At 63.4% G+C, this 17,935-nt stretch carries 21 protein-coding genes and 1 pseudogene; 5 read left to right on the top strand and 17 right to left on the bottom strand.

Annotation, left to right across the window (positions count from 1 at the left end; all coding sequences use genetic code 11):
- Position 1 precedes the first annotated feature (1 nt).
- From ACVJNE_RS21710 to ACVJNE_RS21670, 9 genes are all read right to left on the bottom strand, one after another.
- Positions 2 to 457, bottom strand: a complete 456-nt coding sequence (locus ACVJNE_RS21710) for a 6,7-dimethyl-8-ribityllumazine synthase (protein WP_499568870.1) — start codon at positions 455 to 457, stop codon at positions 2 to 4.
- A gap of 105 nt (positions 458 to 562) precedes the next feature.
- Entirely contained in the window at positions 563 to 1,180 is a 618-nt protein-coding gene (locus tag ACVJNE_RS21705) for a riboflavin synthase (protein WP_499568869.1), read from the bottom strand.
- A complete protein-coding gene (ribD, locus tag ACVJNE_RS21700; protein WP_499568868.1) occupies positions 1,180 to 2,295 on the bottom strand; it encodes a bifunctional diaminohydroxyphosphoribosylaminopyrimidine deaminase/5-amino-6-(5-phosphoribosylamino)uracil reductase RibD in 1,116 nt (371 codons plus the stop codon). Before ribD ends, ACVJNE_RS21705 begins: the two co-directional genes overlap by 1 nt.
- 6 nt (positions 2,296 to 2,301) lie before the next feature.
- Entirely contained in the window at positions 2,302 to 2,766 is a 465-nt protein-coding gene (nrdR, locus tag ACVJNE_RS21695) for a transcriptional regulator NrdR (protein WP_499568867.1), read from the bottom strand.
- 37 nt (positions 2,767 to 2,803) lie between these two features.
- A complete protein-coding gene (glyA, locus tag ACVJNE_RS21690) occupies positions 2,804 to 4,117 on the bottom strand; it encodes a serine hydroxymethyltransferase (protein ID WP_499568866.1) in 1,314 nt (437 codons plus the stop codon).
- Positions 4,118 to 4,276: 159 nt separating this feature from the next.
- Positions 4,277 to 5,527, bottom strand: coding sequence for a L,D-transpeptidase family protein (locus ACVJNE_RS21685; protein ID WP_173190762.1), 1,251 nt, complete (start codon positions 5,525 to 5,527; stop codon positions 4,277 to 4,279).
- A gap of 268 nt (positions 5,528 to 5,795) precedes the next feature.
- Positions 5,796 to 6,308 carry a transcriptional regulator LdtR gene (gene ldtR / locus ACVJNE_RS21680; RefSeq protein WP_173190760.1) on the bottom strand — a complete coding sequence of 171 codons (513 nt, stop codon included), beginning with the start codon at positions 6,306 to 6,308 and terminating at the stop codon, positions 5,796 to 5,798.
- A gap of 148 nt (positions 6,309 to 6,456) precedes the next feature.
- Entirely contained in the window at positions 6,457 to 6,876 is a 420-nt protein-coding gene (locus ACVJNE_RS21675) for a DUF6163 family protein (protein WP_173190758.1), read from the bottom strand.
- Positions 6,877 to 6,981: 105 nt separating this feature from the next.
- Positions 6,982 to 7,620, bottom strand: a complete 639-nt coding sequence (locus ACVJNE_RS21670; RefSeq protein WP_499568865.1) for a class I SAM-dependent methyltransferase — start codon at positions 7,618 to 7,620, stop codon at positions 6,982 to 6,984.
- Positions 7,621 to 7,707: 87 nt separating this feature from the next.
- On the opposite strand from ACVJNE_RS21670, the gene ACVJNE_RS21665 reads away from it, so the two are divergent.
- On the top strand, positions 7,708 to 8,601 hold the full coding sequence (locus ACVJNE_RS21665) for a LysR family transcriptional regulator (RefSeq protein ID WP_499568864.1): 894 nt from the start codon (positions 7,708 to 7,710) through the stop codon (positions 8,599 to 8,601).
- Between the two features lie 89 nt (positions 8,602 to 8,690).
- On the top strand, positions 8,691 to 9,722 hold the full coding sequence (gene hemB / locus ACVJNE_RS21660) for a porphobilinogen synthase (protein WP_499568863.1): 1,032 nt from the start codon (positions 8,691 to 8,693) through the stop codon (positions 9,720 to 9,722).
- 3 nt (positions 9,723 to 9,725) lie between these two features.
- On the opposite strand, the gene ACVJNE_RS21655 is transcribed toward hemB, so the two are convergent.
- Both ACVJNE_RS21655 and ACVJNE_RS21650 read right to left on the bottom strand, forming a co-directional pair.
- On the bottom strand, positions 9,726 to 10,121 hold the full coding sequence (locus ACVJNE_RS21655) for a type II toxin-antitoxin system VapC family toxin (RefSeq protein ID WP_499568862.1): 396 nt from the start codon (positions 10,119 to 10,121) through the stop codon (positions 9,726 to 9,728).
- Positions 10,121 to 10,366, bottom strand: coding sequence for a type II toxin-antitoxin system VapB family antitoxin (locus ACVJNE_RS21650; RefSeq protein ID WP_421929683.1), 246 nt, complete (start codon positions 10,364 to 10,366; stop codon positions 10,121 to 10,123). The genes ACVJNE_RS21655 and ACVJNE_RS21650 overlap by 1 nt, the downstream gene beginning before the upstream one ends.
- A gap of 145 nt (positions 10,367 to 10,511) precedes the next feature.
- Here ACVJNE_RS21650 and ACVJNE_RS21645 point away from each other — a divergent pair, with 145 nt between their 5' ends.
- The 3 genes from ACVJNE_RS21645 (at position 10,512) to ACVJNE_RS21635 (ending at position 12,809) form a co-directional block, all read left to right on the top strand.
- Positions 10,512 to 10,982, top strand: coding sequence for an RDD family protein (locus ACVJNE_RS21645; RefSeq protein WP_499568861.1), 471 nt, complete (start codon positions 10,512 to 10,514; stop codon positions 10,980 to 10,982).
- Positions 10,983 to 11,086: 104 nt separating this feature from the next.
- Positions 11,087 to 11,845, top strand: a complete 759-nt coding sequence (locus ACVJNE_RS21640) for an arginyltransferase (RefSeq protein ID WP_499568860.1) — start codon at positions 11,087 to 11,089, stop codon at positions 11,843 to 11,845.
- Between the two features lie 64 nt (positions 11,846 to 11,909).
- Positions 11,910 to 12,809 carry a DMT family transporter gene (locus tag ACVJNE_RS21635; RefSeq protein WP_499568859.1) on the top strand — a complete coding sequence of 300 codons (900 nt, stop codon included), beginning with the start codon at positions 11,910 to 11,912 and terminating at the stop codon, positions 12,807 to 12,809.
- Here ACVJNE_RS21635 and ACVJNE_RS21630 read toward each other — a convergent pair whose 3' ends face one another.
- The 6 genes and pseudogenes from ACVJNE_RS21630 to ACVJNE_RS21605 form a co-directional block, all read right to left on the bottom strand.
- On the bottom strand, positions 12,810 to 14,327 hold the full coding sequence (locus ACVJNE_RS21630; RefSeq protein ID WP_499568858.1) for a helicase HerA domain-containing protein: 1,518 nt from the start codon (positions 14,325 to 14,327) through the stop codon (positions 12,810 to 12,812). It abuts the gene before it with no gap.
- Positions 14,328 to 14,403: 76 nt separating this feature from the next.
- Positions 14,404 to 14,973 (bottom strand): DUF3592 domain-containing protein, encoded by a 570-nt coding sequence (locus ACVJNE_RS21625; RefSeq protein WP_499568857.1) that lies wholly within the window; start codon positions 14,971 to 14,973, stop codon positions 14,404 to 14,406.
- A gap of 97 nt (positions 14,974 to 15,070) precedes the next feature.
- The gene (msrQ, locus tag ACVJNE_RS21620) at positions 15,071 to 15,754 is read right to left on the bottom strand and encodes a protein-methionine-sulfoxide reductase heme-binding subunit MsrQ (protein ID WP_499568856.1); all 684 of its coding nucleotides are present in this window, start codon (positions 15,752 to 15,754) and stop codon (positions 15,071 to 15,073) included.
- 2 nt (positions 15,755 to 15,756) lie between these two features.
- The gene (gene msrP / locus ACVJNE_RS21615; RefSeq protein WP_499568855.1) at positions 15,757 to 16,704 is read right to left on the bottom strand and encodes a protein-methionine-sulfoxide reductase catalytic subunit MsrP; all 948 of its coding nucleotides are present in this window, start codon (positions 16,702 to 16,704) and stop codon (positions 15,757 to 15,759) included.
- Between the two features lie 452 nt (positions 16,705 to 17,156).
- The gene (locus ACVJNE_RS21610; RefSeq protein WP_499568945.1) at positions 17,157 to 17,564 is read right to left on the bottom strand and encodes a response regulator; all 408 of its coding nucleotides are present in this window, start codon (positions 17,562 to 17,564) and stop codon (positions 17,157 to 17,159) included.
- 5 nt (positions 17,565 to 17,569) lie between these two features.
- Positions 17,570 to 17,935: pseudogene (locus tag ACVJNE_RS21605) on the bottom strand (hypothetical protein); the annotation flags it as partial.

Genomic DNA, 17,935 nt, shown 5'->3' with positions numbered 1-17,935 from the left:
ATCACGCTCCCAGACGGTCGCGCAGTTCGATCATGGTGAGCGCGGCGCGCGCGGCGAAACCGCCCTTGTCGCCCTCGTCGATCTTGGCGCGCGCCCAGGCCTGCGCCTCGTTCTCCACGGTCAGGATGCCGTTGCCGATCGCAGCCGATTCATCGACGGCGAGGTCCATCAGCGCACGGCAGGACTCGTTGGCCACGATGTCGAAATGATAGGTCTCGCCACGGATCACGCAGCCGAGCGCGACGAAGCCGTCATACTCCGCCCCGTCGGCCTCGCCGCCGTCGAGCGCAAACGAGATCGCGGCCGGCACTTCAAGCGCGCCAGGCACGGTCACCACGTCGTAACGCGCGCCGGCGGCATCCAGCGCGGCCTTGGCGCCAGCAAGCAGCGCATCGGAAAGGTCGTCGTAGAAACGCGCCTCGACGATGAGAAGTTTGAGTTGTTTTTTGCTTGCCATGGTCGTCTCCGAAGTCGCCGGTGACTTAGGCCGAAGCCGACACCTTAGCAAGCGGTTCGTTGCGGGTAGCGGCCCTGCGCGGGACGCAAGGCTGGCAAAATGGAGCTACAACCCCTCCGCAGCAGCCTCGCTCAGTCGCGCGGCATAACGGGCCATGGTGTCGACTTCGAGGTTGACGCGGTCGCCGGGCTGGCGTTCGCCCCATGTCGTCACGGAAAGCGAGTGGTGGATCAGGAGCACGTCGAAACGCCTGCCTTCGACGCGATTGACCGTCAGCGAAGTGCCGTCCAGCGCCACCGATCCCTTAGGCGCGATGAAGCGGGCCAGTCCCTTCGGCGCCTCGATGGTGAAGCGCACTGCGTCGCCCTCCTCCTTGCGCTCGACGATCTCGGCCGTGCCGTCGACATGGCCGGACACGATGTGGCCACCCAGTTCGTCGCCGATCTTAAGCGCGCGTTCGAGGTTGATCGCGGTGCCCTCGCCCCAGCTCGCCGCCGTCGTCAGGCGCAGCGCCTCCTCCCAGGCCTCGACCTCGAACCAGCGCTGGTTCGAGCCCTGCTCGGGAAGCGCGACGACCGTCAGGCAGACGCCGGCACAGGCGATCGAGGCCCCGATCGCGATCGTTTCGGGGTCGTAGGCCGTCTCGATCCGCAGCCGAATCCCTTCCGGCAGCGGCGAGACGGATGCGACGCGGCCCACACCGGTGACAATCCCGGTAAACATCAGCGTGTCCTTACATATTCGCGATAGAGGTCGTTTCCGAAGGTGGCTTCCCGCACGAGACGGAAACCTTCCGGCGGGTCGGACGGATCGAGCGGCGACGCGACGCCGCCCTCTCCCACCGTGCCCGGCCCGACATAGAGTGCTATGCGGTCGACGAGACCCTCGTCGAGGAAATGAGCGGCCGTTTCCGCGCCGCCTTCGACCATCACCGTCATCGTGCCCTGCGCGGCAAGGTCTTCAAGCAGTTCGGGCAGCGCGATCCGTCCGGTCTCGTCGATCTCGACTGCGAGGAAGCCGACACCCTGCGCAGCCAGCGCGGCACGGCGGCCCGCATCCGCGTCGCCGCCTGCGGCCAGAAGCACCGGCACGTCGCGTGCGCTTTGGGCAAGCTTTGAAGAAGGCGACAGCCGCAGGCTCCGGTCGAGCACGATGCGCGTCGGGGAGCGCGTTTCCAACCCCGGAAGCCGGCATGTCAGCTCTGGGTCGTCGTCAACGGCAGTGCCGACCCCGATCAGGATCGCGTCGCATTCCGCGCGCATCACATGCACCTGAAGCCTCGCCTGCGCGCTGGTAATTGCGACCTGGCCTTCGCCGCGCCGACCGATCATGCCGTCGGCCGAAACCGCAAGCTTGAGAATCACTTCCGGCCGTTTTTTCAGGGATCGAGTCAGGTAGCCGGCCAGCATATCGATGGCGGCTTCGGCAAGCACGCCTTCCGTAACCTCGATTCCGCCGGCACGCAGGATCGCATATCCCTTTCCCGACACGCGTTCGTCCGGGTCACTTGCCGCACCCACCACCCGCGCCACGCCGGCGGTAACCAGCGCGTCGGCGCAAGGCGGCGTGCGGCCATGATGGGCGCAGGGTTCGAGGGTGACGTAGGCGGTGGCGCCCCGCGCACGCTCGCCCGCTTCGGCCAGCGCCTGCGTCTCGGCATGCGGCCGGCCGCCGATGGCCGTCACACCGCGCCCGACGATCACGCCGTCGCGCACGATCAGAGTTGCCACGGAAGGATTTGTGGCCGTCAGGCCAAGATGCCTGCGCGAAAGCCGGATGGCGGCGGCCATGAAGCGGCGGTCAGCCTCCGCCTGCCGGGCAGCGTCCTGTGCCGCCATCGCCGCCTACTCCTCGTCTTCGTCGCCCCGCAATTCGCCGAGCACGTCGTGAAAATCCTTGGCCTCGCGGAAATTGCGGTAGACCGATGCGAAGCGCACATAGGCAACGTCGTCTATCGACTTTAAGGCCTCCATGACAAGGCGGCCGATCTCGCCGGACACAATCTCGCTCTCGCCGGAACTTTCGAGCTGGCGGACGATGCCGCTAACGGCCCGATCGATGCGCTCCGGGTCGACATTGCGCTTGCGCACGGCGATCTCGACGGAGCGTAGCAGCTTGTCGCGATCGAACGGAACCTTGCGGCCCGATTTCTTCAGCACCACGAGATCGCGCAACTGCACCCGCTCGAAGGTGGTGAAGCGTCCGCCGCAATCCGGGCAGACGCGGCGGCGGCGGATCGCCGCCCCGTCTTCGGCGGGGCGGGAATCCTTCACCTGCGTATCTTCGGACTGGCAGTAGGGGCAGCGCATAGCTTATCGATCCGGCGAATCTGTCTCGCCGGACTGCTTACCCCAGATAGGGGTAGAGCGGGAAGCGTTCGCACAGTGCTTCCACCTTCTTGCGCACCGCGGCCTCGACCGAGGCGTTGCCCTCGTCCGAGTTTGCGACCTTGAGCCCATCCAGCACCTCGGCGATCAGCTTGCCGATCTCGCGGAACTCGGCCGCGCCGAAACCGCGTGTGGTGCCGGCCGGGGTGCCGAGGCGCACGCCCGAGGTGACGAACGGCTTTTCGGGGTCGAACGGGATGCCGTTCTTGTTGCAGGTGACGTGGGCACGGCCGAGTGCTGCCTCGGCGCGTTTGCCGGTCGCGTTCTTCGGCCTCAGGTCGACCAGCATCAAATGGTTGTCGGTGCCGCCCGAAACGATGTCGAGCCCGGTTTCCTGCAGGCTTGCGGCAAGCGCCTTGGCGTTGGTCACGACATTCTGCGCATAGGCGCGGAATTCCGGCTGCAGAGCCTCGCGGAAGGCGACCGCCTTGGCGGCGATGACGTGCATCAGCGGCCCTCCCTGGAGGCCGGGGAAGACGGCCGAGTTGATCTTCTTGGCGATATCCTCGTCATTGGTGAGGATCATGCCGCCGCGCGGGCCGCGCAGCGACTTGTGCGTGGTGGTGGTCACGACATGCGCGTGCGGGATCGGCGACGGGTGCACGCCGCCGGCAACGAGGCCGGCAATATGGGCCATGTCGACCATCAGCCAGGCGCCGACGCTGTCTGCGATCTCGCGGAAGCGTTTCCAGTCCCAAATGCGCGAATAGGCGGTGCCGCCGGCGAGGATCAGCTTCGGCTTCGTCTCGTGCGCCTGCTTTTCGATGGCGTCCATATCGAGCAGGTGGTCGTCCTCGCGCACGCCGTAAGAGACGACGTTGAACCACTTGCCGGACATGTTGACCGGCGATCCGTGCGTCAGGTGGCCGCCCGAGTTGAGGTCCAGCCCCATGAAGGTGTCGCCCGGCTGCAGCAGCGCCAGGAACACCGCCTGGTTCATCTGCGAACCCGAATTCGGCTGCACATTGGCGAAGTTGCAGGAAAACAGCTTCTTGGCGCGCTCAATGGCCAGTTCCTCGGCAATGTCCACGAACTGGCAGCCGCCATAATAGCGCTTGCCCGGATACCCTTCCGCATATTTGTTGGTCATGATCGAGCCCTGCGCCTCGAGAACGGCGCGGGAGACGATGTTCTCCGAGGCGATCAGCTCGATTTCGTCACGCTGGCGACCGAGCTCCTTGCGGATGGCCCCAAAGATTTCCGGGTCGCGCGATTCGAGCGTCCCGGTAAAGAATGCGGACGCATCCGTCGCTGCTGCGGGGTCGAGGGCCATGGCTCAGTCCTTTACTCGTCGGGAGATGGCGGCGCATTAACACACTTCCCGCAGGCCTTCCATGTTCGGCGCGCGAATTTTGATCGCCGCTTTGCGCCGTTCCGAAAAAAGAAAAGGCCGCCCTGGAGGCGGCCTTCAATTTTGCAGTGCTTCTGGCAATCAAAGCGTGGAGAGCTGAAGCTCCTCCACCCCGTCGCGGCCGTATATGTCGTCGCGGAAATGCGCCACACCGCCGTCGCTTGCCCAGGCCGAAATATAGGTGAAATACACTGGCACCGGATTCGTCAGAGCAACCGGGACGTCCGAATCGTTCTGGATCGTCTGCTCGATATGGCGCCTGTCCCAGCCGGGCGTGTCACGAAGCAGCCAGGTGACGAGGTCGCGCACGTTCTGGACGCGCACGCAGCCCGACGAGTGGAACCGTTCGAGCTGGTTGAACAGGCTCTGCTGCGGCGTGTCGTGCATGTAGACGGCGTGCGGGTTGGGGAAGTTGATCTTCACCGAAGCCATGGCGTTGATCTTGCCCGGATCCTGTCGGAAGCGCAGCTTTGCAGCCTCTTCCGTCGACCAGTCGATGCTCATCGGATCGACCTCGCCGTTTGGCCCGAGGATGCGGATGTTGTTTTCGGTCAGATACTGCGGATTCTTGCGCATCAGCGGAATGATGTCGCGGCGCACGATCGACTCAGGCGCGTTCCAGTACGGATTGATGATGATCTCGTGGATCTTGGAATTCAGGATCGGCGTCTGGCGGTCGATCTTGCCGACCACGGCGGCATGACGCGAGACAACGCGGTCCCCTTCGACTGCCTCGATCTGAATGGCGGGAATGTTCACCATCACGTAACGATCGCCGAGGAAACCGGACATCGAGCGCAGACGCACGAGATTGGTCTCGAGCTGGCCGAGCCGCACCTGCGCGGAAACGTTCATCGCGCCATAAGTGAAGCGGCCGGTGGCGCCGTCGGCGGGAATGCCGTGGCGGATCTGGAAGCGCTTGAGCGCGGCGTCAACGTAGGTGTCGAATGAAGACGAGATGCCCGCCTGCTCGGACAGGTCGCCCGAGATCATAAGGCGGCGGCGCAGCACCTGCACGTCGGGGTCGACAACGCCGACCTTGAGGGCCTTGGTGTCCGGCACCATCGGCCAGCCGCCGCGCGAGACGATGTCGCGATACTGGCCTAGCGTCTGCTCGATATAGGCAACGGTGAACGGGCTGAACACCGGCGTCGTCGAGACCACGGTGCCCGGCTGCGTCGTGGCGCGCGCGTCGAACTGGTCGTCCCAGTTGCCGCGCTGGGTTGACGCGAGGATGTCATCGATGGCGCTTTGCGCGAACGCGCTTCCAGACAATGCGCTGGCTGCTGTCGCACCCGCACCAGCAAGGAAGATACGGCGAGATGTCTTCATGGATTTTCCCGACACTGTTCTCGTCTGCCGCGAAAAGTCGCGACTTCATCCAGCATAGTGAGCGGTTAACGTTAAGAATCGCCAAACCCGCCCGGCTGCCACACTCCTTAACGGAAGTTATCCGTTTCGGTTTCATTCCTTTATGGCAGGATCGTGACCAAGGTGCGGCGCAGCGCCGCGGAACCCCGAAAACCGCGAACCGCAAGCGGCTGGCCGCTTGCGGTTCGGATAGAGTCGGACCCCGGTGGCCCGATACGGAGAGTGGGTCCTACATGCGGTAGGCGATTGTGTCGTTCCAGAAGCGGTCCAGGCGCTGCAGAGCGCGGTTCATCTGCTGGAATTCTTCCGAATTGATGCCACCGACCTGCTCGATCGAACCGACGTGACGGTCATAGAGGCGTGCGACGACCTCGGCGACCTCCTGCCCCTTCGGCGTCAGGCTCACCCGCACCGAGCGGCGGTCGACACGCGAACGCTGGTGGTTGATAAAGCCCAGATCGACCAGCTTCTTGAGGTTGTAGGACACGTTCGAGCCGAGATAGTAGCCCCGCGAACGCAGCTCGCCGGCGGTCAGCTCAGCCGAACCGATATTGAAGAGCAGCAGTGCCTGGATGGAATTGATGTCGCTGCGACCGGCACGGTCAAACTCATCCTTGATCACATCAAGCAACCGGCGGTGCAGCCGCTCGACGAGCTGAAGCGATTCAAGATAAAGTGACCGGATCGAGTCGTAGCGATCGTTGTTTTCAGCGGGCTTCGCCGCCTGGCGCGAAGTCATCATGGTCTAGCCTCTCGTTTTGACGCCCGGTGATTTTGTTTTTTGTTCTCACCTTGGCCCGACCTTATCGAATGCCTATAAAATTCGACTTAAACCGCAGGCTTAACAAGGGCTTACCAGGGGCCGAGCTGCAAAGAGGCCTAAAAAATGGTTAATCCTCCTGTTTGCGCGAGCGGATATAGAAGACCAATCTGAAGGCGGCATAGATGAGGGCCACGAGCGCATGGGACACGATCACCTCGATGCGCCAGCCGTAAAGATCGGGAAAGCCCGCATACATCGTCGTCTCGATCACCGCGCAGATGAACCAGATGACGAAACCCCAGGAAGCGAGCATCCAGAGGCCGCTCGCGGCAAACGGAAACAGGACCGCAAGCGTCACCGAAACCACCTGCCAGTGAACCGGCATCAGATCGAAGCGCCAGTTGGCGCCTTCATATATGCCCACCAGCCGCACCCAGTAGAGAACCCCGAACAGCAGGCAGTAGACGGCGACGATCCTGTGGAACCACTGCCAGATCAGTTCCAGCGTGGTCGCGTGCAGGGGCGCGCGTTCAAAAACCTGCTGCATTGCGGATGACTGCTCCGGATCGTTGCGATTCGTTAAGCATAGTTTTTGCCGCGCGGTTGGGCAAAGACATCCGCGATGGTGATCGGGGCATAAAGGCCGCGCGGCTCAGCGGCGCCTTGCCACCAGGAACGGCCGCGCATCTTTGCCCCGCGAGGCATGGCGGCCTCGCTCGACGATCTCGAAGCCCGCTTCGCGCATCTCGCGATCGAGGTCCTCGCCCGAGAGAAACGAAACGTAGGGCGCCTTGCCGATCATCTGCATGACCGGCAGGACGATCCGGAAAACCGGATTCATCTCCTTGAGACACGGCGTCTTGGTTATGAAATGGCCGCCCGGCCTCAAGAGGCGATGGATACCTGCGATTGCCGCGGCGCGAGCGGAAACCAGATGCAGTAGATTGAAGCCGAGAACGACATCGAAGCTCGCATCCGGCCAGGGCGCAGCGTCGGGGGTGCCGACCTCGAAAGACGCATTGGTTATGCCTTCCTTCTCTGCCTTGTCGCGCGCGATCGCGATCATCTCGCCCGAAATGTCGGTGCCGACGATGCGCGCCACCGATGACGCGAGCCTGAGCGCCGTCGTCCCCGTGCCGCAACCGACCTCAAGCACCGCGTCGTCGTTCTTGAGGTAGGCGCAGGTGCGCTCGAGCGTCCGTTCGTAGCCTGCCATATCGCTGATCGGATCGGCTGCGTATTTGCGCGCGGCGCGATCCCAGAAACGCGCGTCGTTGACGATGCTGAACATGACCTGTCTCCCGTGTGCGGGCGGTCTAGCATATGCGCCGAATTATCAAATTGCTGCGAATTGCAGAAGCGATATACATTTTTTCGCATGAACAGGATCGACTGGAACCGCGCCCGCGCCTTTCTCGCCACAGCCGGCAGCGGCTCGTTGTCCGCCGCCGCCCGCGAGCTCGGGCTGACGCAACCGACGCTTTCGCGCCAGGTCGCCGCCCTGGAAGAAGAGCTCGGCGTCACGCTTTTCGAACGTGTCGGCAAGAAGCTGGTGCTGACGCCAACCGGCGAAAGCCTGCTTGGTCACGTTCGCACCATGGGCGAAGCCGCGGCCGCGATGACCGTCGCCGCCTCCGGCAGCGCACAGGAAACCGAAGGGCGCGTCAACATCTCGGCGACCGATGCCTACGCCGCATATCTCCTACCCGACATCGTCGAGCGCATTCGCGGCGAAGCGCCCCAGATCACCATTGTGATCGTCTCGCAAAATTCGTTGAGCGACCTGCGCCGGCGCGAGGCGGATATCGCGATCCGCCATGTAAGGCCCGATGAGGATGGGCTGATCGGCAAGCTCGTCTGCGAAAGTACGGCGCATTTCTATGCCTCGCGATCCTGGCTGGCGCGCAATGGACGCCCGGCATCCATCGCTGAAATCGCGCCTCAGGACCTGATTGCATACGAGGAAATCGAACGCTTCGCCGAATTCATGCGCGGTGTCGGCGTGCGCGCATCGGCGGGCGATTTCCGCATGGTGTCGGAAAACTCGGTTGTTGTCTGGGAGATGGTCAAGCGGGGATTGGGCATCTGCATCATGAGCCGCGATATTGGCGAGCGCACCGAAGGCGTGGTCGATCTGTTTCCCCAGATGGAGCCACCGCGGTTTCCGGTCTGGCTCGTCACCCACCGCGAGCTGCGCACCAGCCGTCGGATCCGCCTGGTCTACGAAATCCTCGCCGATGAACTGGCGCGGGCGATACGAGGGCGCGCCTGATCTTGCGCTCAAACCGGCCTGCTGCACCTTGCCGCCTTGGTGGCCTCCAGGCAGCGTGCTAGAAGGCGGCCGAACTTGGAGTGGACGCGATGAACAAGATGCCCCCTGCCCGCCTGACGCCATCGCGCAGCGTCGACGAGATCACCGGATCACGCAGGCTGCGCCGCATGCGCAAGGCAGATTGGTCGCGCAGGCTGGTTCAGGAAAACCACCTGACGGTGAACGACCTGATATGGCCGATCTTCCTGGTCGATGGCGAAAACCGCCGCGAGGAAGTCGCAGCCATGCCGGGTGTGTTCCGCCTATCGGTCGATCTGGCAGTGAAGGAAGCCGAACGGGCGGCGAAGCTTGGCATTCCGGCGCTCGCCACCTTTCCCAATGTGGATCTCGCGCTGCGCGACCGCACCGGCTCCGAGATTCTGAACCCTGACAATCTCATCAACCGCGCCACACGGGCGATCAAGGCCGCAGTGCCGGAAATCGGCATCATTACCGACGCCGCGCTCGACCCCTTCACCAGCCATGGCCATGACGGCATTCTTGATAACGGCATCATCGTCAACGACGAGACCGTCGACCAGGTCGCTGCCGCCGCCATGCTTCAGGCGGCTGCCGGCTCGGACATCATCGCGCCTTCGGACATGATGGACGGACGCGTCGGCGCGATCCGCGATGCGCTGGATGCGGCGGGCTTTCAGGACGTGGCGATCATGTCCTATGCGACGAAGTTCGCCTCCGCCTTCTACGGCCCCTATCGCGAGGCTATCGGCACACAGGGCCTGCTGAAGGGGGACAAGAAGACCTATTATCTGGACCACGCCAATTCCGACGAAGCAGTACGCGAGACCGAGCAGGACATCGCCGAGGGCGCCGATATGATCATGGTCAAGCCCGGCCTGCCCTATCTCGACATCGTGCGGCGGCTGAAGGACGAGTTCCGGGTGCCGACCTTCGCCTATCAGGTGTCCGGCGAATACGCGATGATCGAGGCGGCAAGCGCCAATGGTTGGCTCGACGGCGAAAAGGCGATGCTGGAGAGCCTGCTGGCCTTCAAACGGGCCGGTTGCGACGGCATCCTGACCTATTTCGCGCCGCGCGTGGCGGAGATGCTGAAGGGCTAGTACCTAGGCCGCCTCGATGTCGGTCAGCGGAAAATCCGCCCCCTTGAACATCAAAGGCGTGCCGAAATGCCTCGCACAGGCATAGGCAAAGCAGTCGCCGAAGTTCAGTCGTGCTGGATGCCGACCTTTGCCGTAGCGGTCATAGGCGTCGATCGCAATCCTGGCGGTCGAAGGCGGAACGGCGACGACCTCGATTCCCATCTCTTCGAAATACGCCTCCAGCGCAGAAGCGACTTCCTTCACACTCAAGTCGAGCACGCGAGCGACAGCGATGGCTGCCTCCCACACCGCCATCGGCGAAGTGATGCGCGTCGTCGCCCCCTGCATGCGGGCCAGCAGTTCGCGCGCATCGTCCTCGTCGGTGAGGAGCGCGGTCAATGCGGAAGCGTCGATGAACATCAGTCGTTCTCGTAGAGGCTGTCGATAAACGCCTTGTCGGCCGGAAGGCCGCGCTCGGGTCGCCCCTTCGCGCGAAGAGCGCGGGTAAACGCAAGCCCCTTTTCGACCAGGGACGGCTTGCCCAGTTCGCGATCGAGCTCGTGGCGGAGCGCGTCGTGCACCACCTCTGTCAAACCCGCCTTCCTCAGGGCAGCGAGCCGCCGCGCCAAAGCCTCAGTCTCAGCATTCCTTATATGAAAGGCCATCGCACACTCTGTCTAGCCATTTGTATCTATCCGTATATACAGCATCGGATACCCGACTGGAAGGGCACTGCCATCTTGAATTCGGTAGCACAATTCCCATCTGCAACGGACGATCATCCGCGAAGCACAAGGAGCAGCGCGCATCATGAACACACGGGTTATCGACGGTGAGATCATCTCGTCACGCCTCGAAGACACGCGTGTCTATGAGGGTGTGAGGACACGGCGCATATTCGCTTTCATCATCGACTATTGCATCATCGCGCTGCTGCTGATCCCGTTTGCCATCCTCGTCGCGATCCTGGGTGTCCTCACGCTGGGGCTGGGATGGATGCTCTTTTCCATACTCGGTCCCGCAGTGGCCCTGCTTTACGTTTGGAACACGCTGGGCGGCGCCAACCAGGCAACCGTCGGCATGAAGATGATGGGCATCCGCCTAGACCGTCTCGACGGTCGTCCCGTCGACGGCCTGATCGCCGTGGTCCATACCGTGCTGTTCTGGGCCGGCAACGTCATCCTGACCCCCCTTATCCTGCTCGCGACACTCTTCCTGGACCGCAAGCGCACGGTTCACGATCTGTTGCTCGGCACGGTGGTGACCCGCGACGACCGCTGAACGCCTTGTGCTCCAAGGTTTGCGTTACGTCATATTCAATATTTTACAGTTGACGTTTGCTGCGGGCGTGACAAGCCTAGAAACCTGAATCGCAGCAACGGCTCATGAAGCACCAACCGACCCAATCGCCGCAGTTCTTCCTGACAGCGCCTTCGCCCTGTCCTTATGTCGAAGGACAGTTCGAGCGGAAGGTTTTTACGCATCTCGTCGGCGAGCGCGCGGCCGAACTCAACGACCTCCTGACGCAGGGCGGCTTCCGCCGCTCGCAGAACATCGCTTATCGCCCCGCCTGCGAAACCTGCCGGGCCTGTGTTTCGGTTCGCATCCTGGTCGACGAATTCAAGCCGTCGCGCAGCATGAAGCGCGTTGCGGCCACCAATGCCGACTTGATCGGCGTGGAGCATGACGCGGAGCCGTCGACCGAACAGTATTCCCTCTTCCGCACCTATCTCGATGCGCGTCACCGCCGCGGCGGGATGTCAGACATGACCGTGCTCGACTATGCGATGATGGTCGAGGATACACATGTCGATACCAAGATCATCGAATATCGCAGGCGCGGCCCGGACTCCTTCATCACCGGCCGGGGCGAAGGCGAGCTCATCGCGGTCGCTTTGACCGATCGCATGGGCGACGGGCTGTCGATGGTCTATTCCTTCTTCAATCCCGAGTTCGATGATCGCTCGCTCGGCACCTTCATGATCCTCGATCACATCGCGCGCGCCCGCGCGGCGGGGCTGCCCCACGTCTATCTCGGTTACTGGGTCAACGGGTCCCGCAAGATGGCTTATAAGGTACGCTTCGGACCGCAGGAGCATCTCGGTCCCAAGGGCTGGGAACGCTACGACCACGAAGCCGTCTGACGGTATCCGGTTCTTCCGCCTTTCGCCCGTTGCCTTCCTCGGCGTTCCGCCGGAGCCAGTTTCCATGTCCGCACCCATTTCCGACCATTCCAAGGGTCTGCTGCTGACCGCCATCGGCGGGCTGACGCTGACCATCGACATTCCGCTCATCAAGCTCGCCAACGGCGACGTCTGGTCGGTGCTGATGGTGCGCTGCGCCACCACGCTGGTGGTCACCGCCATAGTGTGGGCGGTCTGGCGGGCGCTTTCGCCGCGCGCGCCCGCGCTTTTGCCCGGCAAGGCCGGCCTGGCGGTTGCCGCATGCTACGGCATCGGCTCGATCTGCTTTCTGAGCGCCGTCTACCATATCCCGACGGCCAATCTCGTATTCCTGCTGGCCTTCAACACGGTCTTCGCGGCGGTGCTTTCATGGCTCTTCCTCAAGGAGCGGCCGCGTCCCGCGACGCTGGCGGCCATGGCTGCCATGCTGGTGGGTGTCGCCATCATCGTCAGCGACGGCATCTCCGCTGGTAGCCTTTTCGGCAATGTGCTGGCGCTGTGCTCGTCGCTGTGCATCGCCTCGGCCATCACGATCACGAGGGCAACCGGGCGAGACATGGGATTCACCTCGCTGGTCGCGGTCAGTCTGCCGCTGCTGGTCGCCATCGTCATGGTCGCGCAGGTCGGCTACAGGATCGAGGCGCCGTGGTGGATCGTCCTTAACGGTGCGGTGGTGATGCCGATCGCCTTTTTCCTGCTCGCCACCGGGCCGAAATACATCTCCGGGCCGGAGGTCGCGATGTTCTACCTGCTGGAAACCGTTCTGGCGCCGATCTGGGTGTGGTTGATTTTCCTGGAGACGCCAACGCCGCAGACGCTTATCGGCGGGACAATCCTGATTACCGCCCTGCTCGCCCATTCGCTATGGCAGCTTCATCAAGGCCGGCGACGCCGGGCCGCACAGGCGGTCCGCCACGCCCCCTGATTACTCGGCCGCGTCGCGGCTTTCCGCAAGATCGTCCGGTGCGTTGGGATCGCCCGGTGCGCTCTCGGCGCCGAGGTCAGGAAAGACGACGATGCGCTGACCATGGAAATCCGTGCGAACCACCAACAGGCCCCGCTCCTCGAAATAGGTGAGCAGCCGACGCGCGCGCGACAGCGAATGCGTACCGTAAGCCCGCGCCAGAGTCGCGTCGGACGGGCACGGCGCGCCGGCCAGGGCCGCCTGCGCGACGATCAGGAAGACGCCCTGAATGTCGTCTGTCAGGCTTTCCGACATGCGCAGCGCCTCCTGCCAGGCATCGTCGGCGGCCATTGCCTCGTCGACGCCGGCCCGTGCAATCGCCAGCCTGCGCTTGAAGGCGGCTAGGTCGAGCGGCTGGCCCGGCACCCTGTGGATGCGGCAGCGCACGAGAAAATCCTGGTAGAGCACAGCGACCGTGCGGAACGCGGCGTCGGCATCGGCCACGATCTCGCGCAGCACGGCATCGAGCGCGGCGTCTCGTTCGGCCTCGTCGATCTCGGGGAAAAGCGACCCCGCATCGGCTGCCGCCGGCTGCGGCTTGGACCGGGCGAGCTGGGCCAGGATTTCCGCCGTGGGTGTGGGCGGAGGCGGTGGTGGTGGTCGACGAACCGGTTGGCGCAGCTCGATCGGGTCCATCTTGAAGATCAGCTCGGCGGCATCCTCCGGCGCCGTTTCCGGCAGCGGCATCAGCTTGGGGCTGACGGAGCGCGCGGACGTCTCGACCGCACCGATCGCCACCGGCAGAGGCCGGCGCGCGATCGCCGGGCCGAGCGCCACGAACCGACCGCGATCGAGGTCGCGGAACTGCTCCGCCTGACGGCGATCCATGCCGAGCAGGTCGGCGGCGCGCGCCATGTCGATGTCGAGAAAGGTACGCCCCATGAGGAAGTTGGAAGCTTCCGCAGCGACATTCTTGGCAAGCTTGGCGAGGCGCTGGGTAGCGATGACGCCGGCGAGGCCGCGCTTGCGGCCGCGGCACATCAGGTTGGTCATCGCGCCCAGAGACAGTTTGCGGGCCTCGTCGGAGACTTCCCCGGCTGCGGCGGGCGCGAAGAGCTGGGCCTCGTCCACCACAACAAGCACCGGATACCAGTGGTCGCGCTCCGCGTCGAACATGCCACCTAGAAAGGCGGCTGCGGCGCGCATCTGCTGCTCGACGTCGAGCCCCTCAAGGTTGAGCACCACGGAAACGCGATGTTGCCGGATGCGCCCAGCGATGCGCGTGAGTTCCGTCTCGGTGCGCGCGGCGTCCACCACCACATGGCCGAACCTGTCGGCCAGCGTCACGAAATCGCCCTCGGGGTCGATCACGCATTGCTGCACCCAGGGAGCCGACTGCTCCAGCAGCCGGCGCAGCAGGTGCGACTTGCCAGAACCCGAATTGCCCTGGACGAGCAGACGCGTGGCGAGCAGTTCCTCGAGGTCGACGGATGCCGGCGCGCCGCCCGCGCCCGTTCCCAGATCGATACCGACCTTCATTCATGCCTCGACGCGTGTTGCAATGCGGCAGGCATATCATCCCCGGCAACACATTGCGCGGGTCGGAGGTCGCAATTCACAAGAGAGGCGCAGGCCGGCCGAGCAATCGCAGGGGCGGAGCGATGAGAAGCAGCCCGGCAATCATGCCCACCAGTCCCAGGAGACCCTTCAGCAGGGTCGGCCGCCAGGCAAACGACGTTTCCAGATAGGCCTGGTCCGGATTTTCGGGATCGTAATAGGCCGGCACCGTCCGCCCGGTTACGCTGGCGAAGACAAGCCGGTGATAAAGCCGGCGCAGGCGGCGATCGCCCGGTTCGCCACGATCGGAAAGGCTGGCCGCATGGCCGGCACGCAGTTCGCCAGCGGCTTCGAATTCATAGACGGCCGAAAGGACGAGCTCGGTAACGAAGCCTTCGCCGCGCGGCAGCCGATCCTCGAAGAGCGTCACGGAGACGATGGCGGCCTCGGCCGACGGCCATGCCCGTGCCTCCAGATGGGTGGCGGCCTGCCGCCAGGGCACGCTCGTCAGCAAGGCAAAGGACGCGATAGCCAGCGCCACGCCGATGACGAGGTTGACCACCCTGCCCCGATGCCGCGCGTCGCGGCCACCCCTTGCCCGGATTCCTCCGAAGCTCGCCGTATCCATCTCGGCCCCCGCCGATCGTTTGTCCCACCGTCACAATAGCAGCGGCATGTTGAGCAACGACCAAGGAATTCGGTTAAATTGCGCTTATCCGAATGGGTTAACGGGTACTCGCCGCGAGTCGCTGGGCCTTCTTCCAGCGCATCACGCGCGGCCGCAGCGCCCGGTAGCCGACTAGTACGAAAGCGAGCAGCAGGTAGATGAAGGGCTCGGCCGTGACCACCTTGACCGACATGGCGAAATGGGTCGCGCCGCCCAGCACTATCAGGTAGCTGAGCTTGTGCAGGCGCTGCCAGTTGGGGCCGAGCCTGCGGATCGACCACGCATTCGAGGTCGCCGCCAGCGGTATGAGCAGCACGAGGCAGGCCATGCCGATGGTAATGAACGGCCGTTTGGCGATGTCGGCCAGGATCGTTCCAAGGTTGAGGTTCTGGTCGAGCACCATGTAGGTGAGGAAATGCATGAGCACATACCAGAAGGCGAGAAGGCCGAGCGCGCGCCTATAGCGTAGCAGGTTGACGCCGGCGAGATCGCGCAGCGGCGTGACGGTGAGCGCGGCAATGAGGAAGCGCAGCGCCCAGATGCCCAGCAGATGCTCGAACTCCTTGACCGCGTTGCCCGCGATCTGCCCCGTCGCGCCGAGGTAGAAATACCAGACAGCAGGCACGAAACCCACAGCGTAGAGCGCCCATATGCTGGCGGGCCGCCAGTTCCAGGGCTTCGCCTGCGCCGTTCGGCCTTGGGCCGGTTTGGCTTGCACCGATCTGGCCTCTACCTGCGCCATGGTCAGTAATTCTTCCTGAGATCCATGCCGGCGTAGAGGCTGGCAACCTCATCGGCATAGCCGTTGAAGGGCAGCGTCGGGCGGCGGGCGGCGTTGAAGAACCCGCCTTCGCCGACGCGCGTCTCGCTCGCCTGGCTCCAGCGGGGATGGTCGACCTCAGGGTTTACGTTTGCGTAGAAACCGTATTCCTGCGGCGCAAGACGCGACCAGCTCGTCACCGGTTCCTCTTCCACAAGCGTCATGCGCACGATCGACTTGATGCCCTTGAAGCCGTATTTCCACGGCACGACGAGGCGGACCGGCGCGCCGTTCTGTTTCGGCAGGGTCTCGCCATAAAGGCCGACGGAAAGAATGGTGAGCGGATGGCGCGCCTCGTCGAGGCGCAGGCCCTCCACATAAGGCCATTCCAGCGGCTGGAACAGCCCGCGCTGACCGGGCATCTCCTCCGGCCGCACGACCGTTTCAAATGCAACGTATTTCGCGCTGCCCAGCGGCTCGACGCGGTCAAGCAGCGCTGCAAGCGGAAAGCCGACCCACGGGATCACCATCGACCAGGCTTCTACGCAGCGCATGCGATAGGTGCGATCCTCCAGAGGAAAAGCGTGCAGGCTGTCGAGATCGAATTTTTGCGGCTTGCCGACGAGGCCGTCGACCTCAAGCGTCCACGGTTCCGGCCGGAAGTCGCCGGAATTGGCCGAAGGGTCGGCCTTGCCGGTACCGAACTCGTAGAAGTTGTTGTAGCTGGTCACGTCCGACTTGGCGGTCGGCTCCTCGTCGATGGTGAAGGGACCAGGGGTGGTCTGCAATGCCGCCGCATGAGCAACACCGCCGCCGATGAGCGGCAATGCGGCCGCCGTGCCGACGCCAGCCAGGAAACGGCGACGGTCGAGCCAGACGGACCGCGGCGTTATCTCGGACGCCACCACCTTCGGATAACGATATGAAGCCATGGGCATGATCTCCTGCTTTCGGCCTGCGCGCCGGAGCCCGCTTTTCAATGACCAGTCACGTTGCGCACACGAACATAGTTTCGGTCGAACGAGATGAAATGTTACATCACGAAGGCGTGTTTTTGAGGAATTTTCGGGGCGGTGCGTCCGTCGAGGCTTGCTGCTCTCGCACCTCAGGATGAGAGCGGTGGGTTGATTGACCGAACGTAGTTGGCTCGACGCAGGACAGTCGTGTGTTGACTGGATCCGACCGCCTGCGTTCTTCTGACGAAGACGAGCGCCTTGCCTTTCAGTTGGCGTGGGTCATCTCTCCGCGACGACCCGGACGTGAGTTAAAAGTTGCCGGATTACGGGATTTCATATCGAGTTGCAGCGGCAATCGCCCGTAGGCAACCGGCCAAGACCGACTATCGGATTCGAGCTCTCAGGAACCCGACGCTTGCTGTCCCTTGTCAGGCGCCGATGGGACCGGCCCCGCTGTTCAAGGACCTTTTGAGCATCTCCTTCGTCACCTGCCGTTCGTCGTAAGGCTTTCCGAAAAAGACGGCGTCGGGAGGCAGGCGAAGGTCGCGAGAGGCTACGTGTCCGGATGTCACGATAAGATGGATAGGCGGCCAACGATCTCTGATAATCGCCGCCAGCCTCATGCCATCCATGTCTCCCGGCATATCAATGTCAGTAAAAACAATATGTATGTCGGTGCGGCCTTCCAAAATCGCGACTGCTTCGGCAGCGTTGCACGCCTCGAGTGCCTCGAAGCCTGCGTCTTCCACCATGTCCACCGCGGCCATGCGAAGAAGCGGCTCGTCCTCTACAACGAGGACGATCGTTCGGACGCCTGAAATTTGGGACAAACCTATGCCGCCTATGTCTGCTGCATCTGCTGCAGCTTTGCCTGCATGAGAACCATCAGGCCTGAATGACGGTAACTTGCCTCAACACCGCCGGTTCCAATCAAACCCATATTTATAAGCCGAGACCCAAATCCACGGCCCGAGGGCTCGACGACAGGGGGGCCATCCCTCTCTATCCAGCTAAAAATCAAAATATCCCCGGTCTCGTCGCGTTCGACCCGCCATTCCACAGCGACACGCCCGTCAGGAACCGAGAGGGCGCCATATTTGATTGCGTTGGTCGTAAGCGCGAAGTCTGGGCCGCCTGACGTTTCGGTTGGGCGTCTTGTATGAAGGCAGGGATTGGCGGAGGTGTCAGTTTCTGTGTCTACGGTTGA

The organism is Mesorhizobium sp. DxT (assembly GCF_058448885.1).
The sequence above is the reverse complement of the archived record's forward strand: the minus strand, read 5'-3'. Positions and strand labels throughout refer to the sequence as shown.

Bases quoted from the DNA above. Each gene is read 5' to 3' on its own strand.
- ACVJNE_RS21710 (WP_499568870.1), bottom strand. From the start codon at position 457: ATGGCAAGCAAAAAACAACTCAAACTTCTCATCGTCGAGGCGCGTTTC.
- ACVJNE_RS21705 (WP_499568869.1), bottom strand. From the start codon at position 1,180: ATGTTTACCGGGATTGTCACCGGTGTGGGCCGCGTCGCATCCGTCTCG.
- ribD (WP_499568868.1), bottom strand. From the start codon at position 2,295: ATGGCGGCACAGGACGCTGCCCGGCAGGCGGAGGCTGACCGCCGCTTC.
- nrdR (WP_499568867.1), bottom strand. From the start codon at position 2,766: ATGCGCTGCCCCTACTGCCAGTCCGAAGATACGCAGGTGAAGGATTCC.
- glyA (WP_499568866.1), bottom strand. From the start codon at position 4,117: ATGGCCCTCGACCCCGCAGCAGCGACGGATGCGTCCGCATTCTTTACC.
- ACVJNE_RS21685 (WP_173190762.1), bottom strand. From the start codon at position 5,527: ATGAAGACATCTCGCCGTATCTTCCTTGCTGGTGCGGGTGCGACAGCA.
- ldtR (WP_173190760.1), bottom strand. From the start codon at position 6,308: ATGATGACTTCGCGCCAGGCGGCGAAGCCCGCTGAAAACAACGATCGC.
- ACVJNE_RS21675 (WP_173190758.1), bottom strand. From the start codon at position 6,876: ATGCAGCAGGTTTTTGAACGCGCGCCCCTGCACGCGACCACGCTGGAA.
- ACVJNE_RS21670 (WP_499568865.1), bottom strand. From the start codon at position 7,620: ATGTTCAGCATCGTCAACGACGCGCGTTTCTGGGATCGCGCCGCGCGC.
- ACVJNE_RS21665 (WP_499568864.1), top strand. From the start codon at position 7,708: ATGAACAGGATCGACTGGAACCGCGCCCGCGCCTTTCTCGCCACAGCC.
- hemB (WP_499568863.1), top strand. From the start codon at position 8,691: ATGAACAAGATGCCCCCTGCCCGCCTGACGCCATCGCGCAGCGTCGAC.
- ACVJNE_RS21655 (WP_499568862.1), bottom strand. From the start codon at position 10,121: ATGTTCATCGACGCTTCCGCATTGACCGCGCTCCTCACCGACGAGGAC.
- ACVJNE_RS21650 (WP_421929683.1), bottom strand. From the start codon at position 10,366: ATGGCCTTTCATATAAGGAATGCTGAGACTGAGGCTTTGGCGCGGCGG.
- ACVJNE_RS21645 (WP_499568861.1), top strand. From the start codon at position 10,512: ATGAACACACGGGTTATCGACGGTGAGATCATCTCGTCACGCCTCGAA.
- ACVJNE_RS21640 (WP_499568860.1), top strand. From the start codon at position 11,087: ATGAAGCACCAACCGACCCAATCGCCGCAGTTCTTCCTGACAGCGCCT.
- ACVJNE_RS21635 (WP_499568859.1), top strand. From the start codon at position 11,910: ATGTCCGCACCCATTTCCGACCATTCCAAGGGTCTGCTGCTGACCGCC.
- ACVJNE_RS21630 (WP_499568858.1), bottom strand. From the start codon at position 14,327: ATGAAGGTCGGTATCGATCTGGGAACGGGCGCGGGCGGCGCGCCGGCA.
- ACVJNE_RS21625 (WP_499568857.1), bottom strand. From the start codon at position 14,973: ATGGATACGGCGAGCTTCGGAGGAATCCGGGCAAGGGGTGGCCGCGAC.
- msrQ (WP_499568856.1), bottom strand. From the start codon at position 15,754: ATGGCGCAGGTAGAGGCCAGATCGGTGCAAGCCAAACCGGCCCAAGGC.
- msrP (WP_499568855.1), bottom strand. From the start codon at position 16,704: ATGGCTTCATATCGTTATCCGAAGGTGGTGGCGTCCGAGATAACGCCG.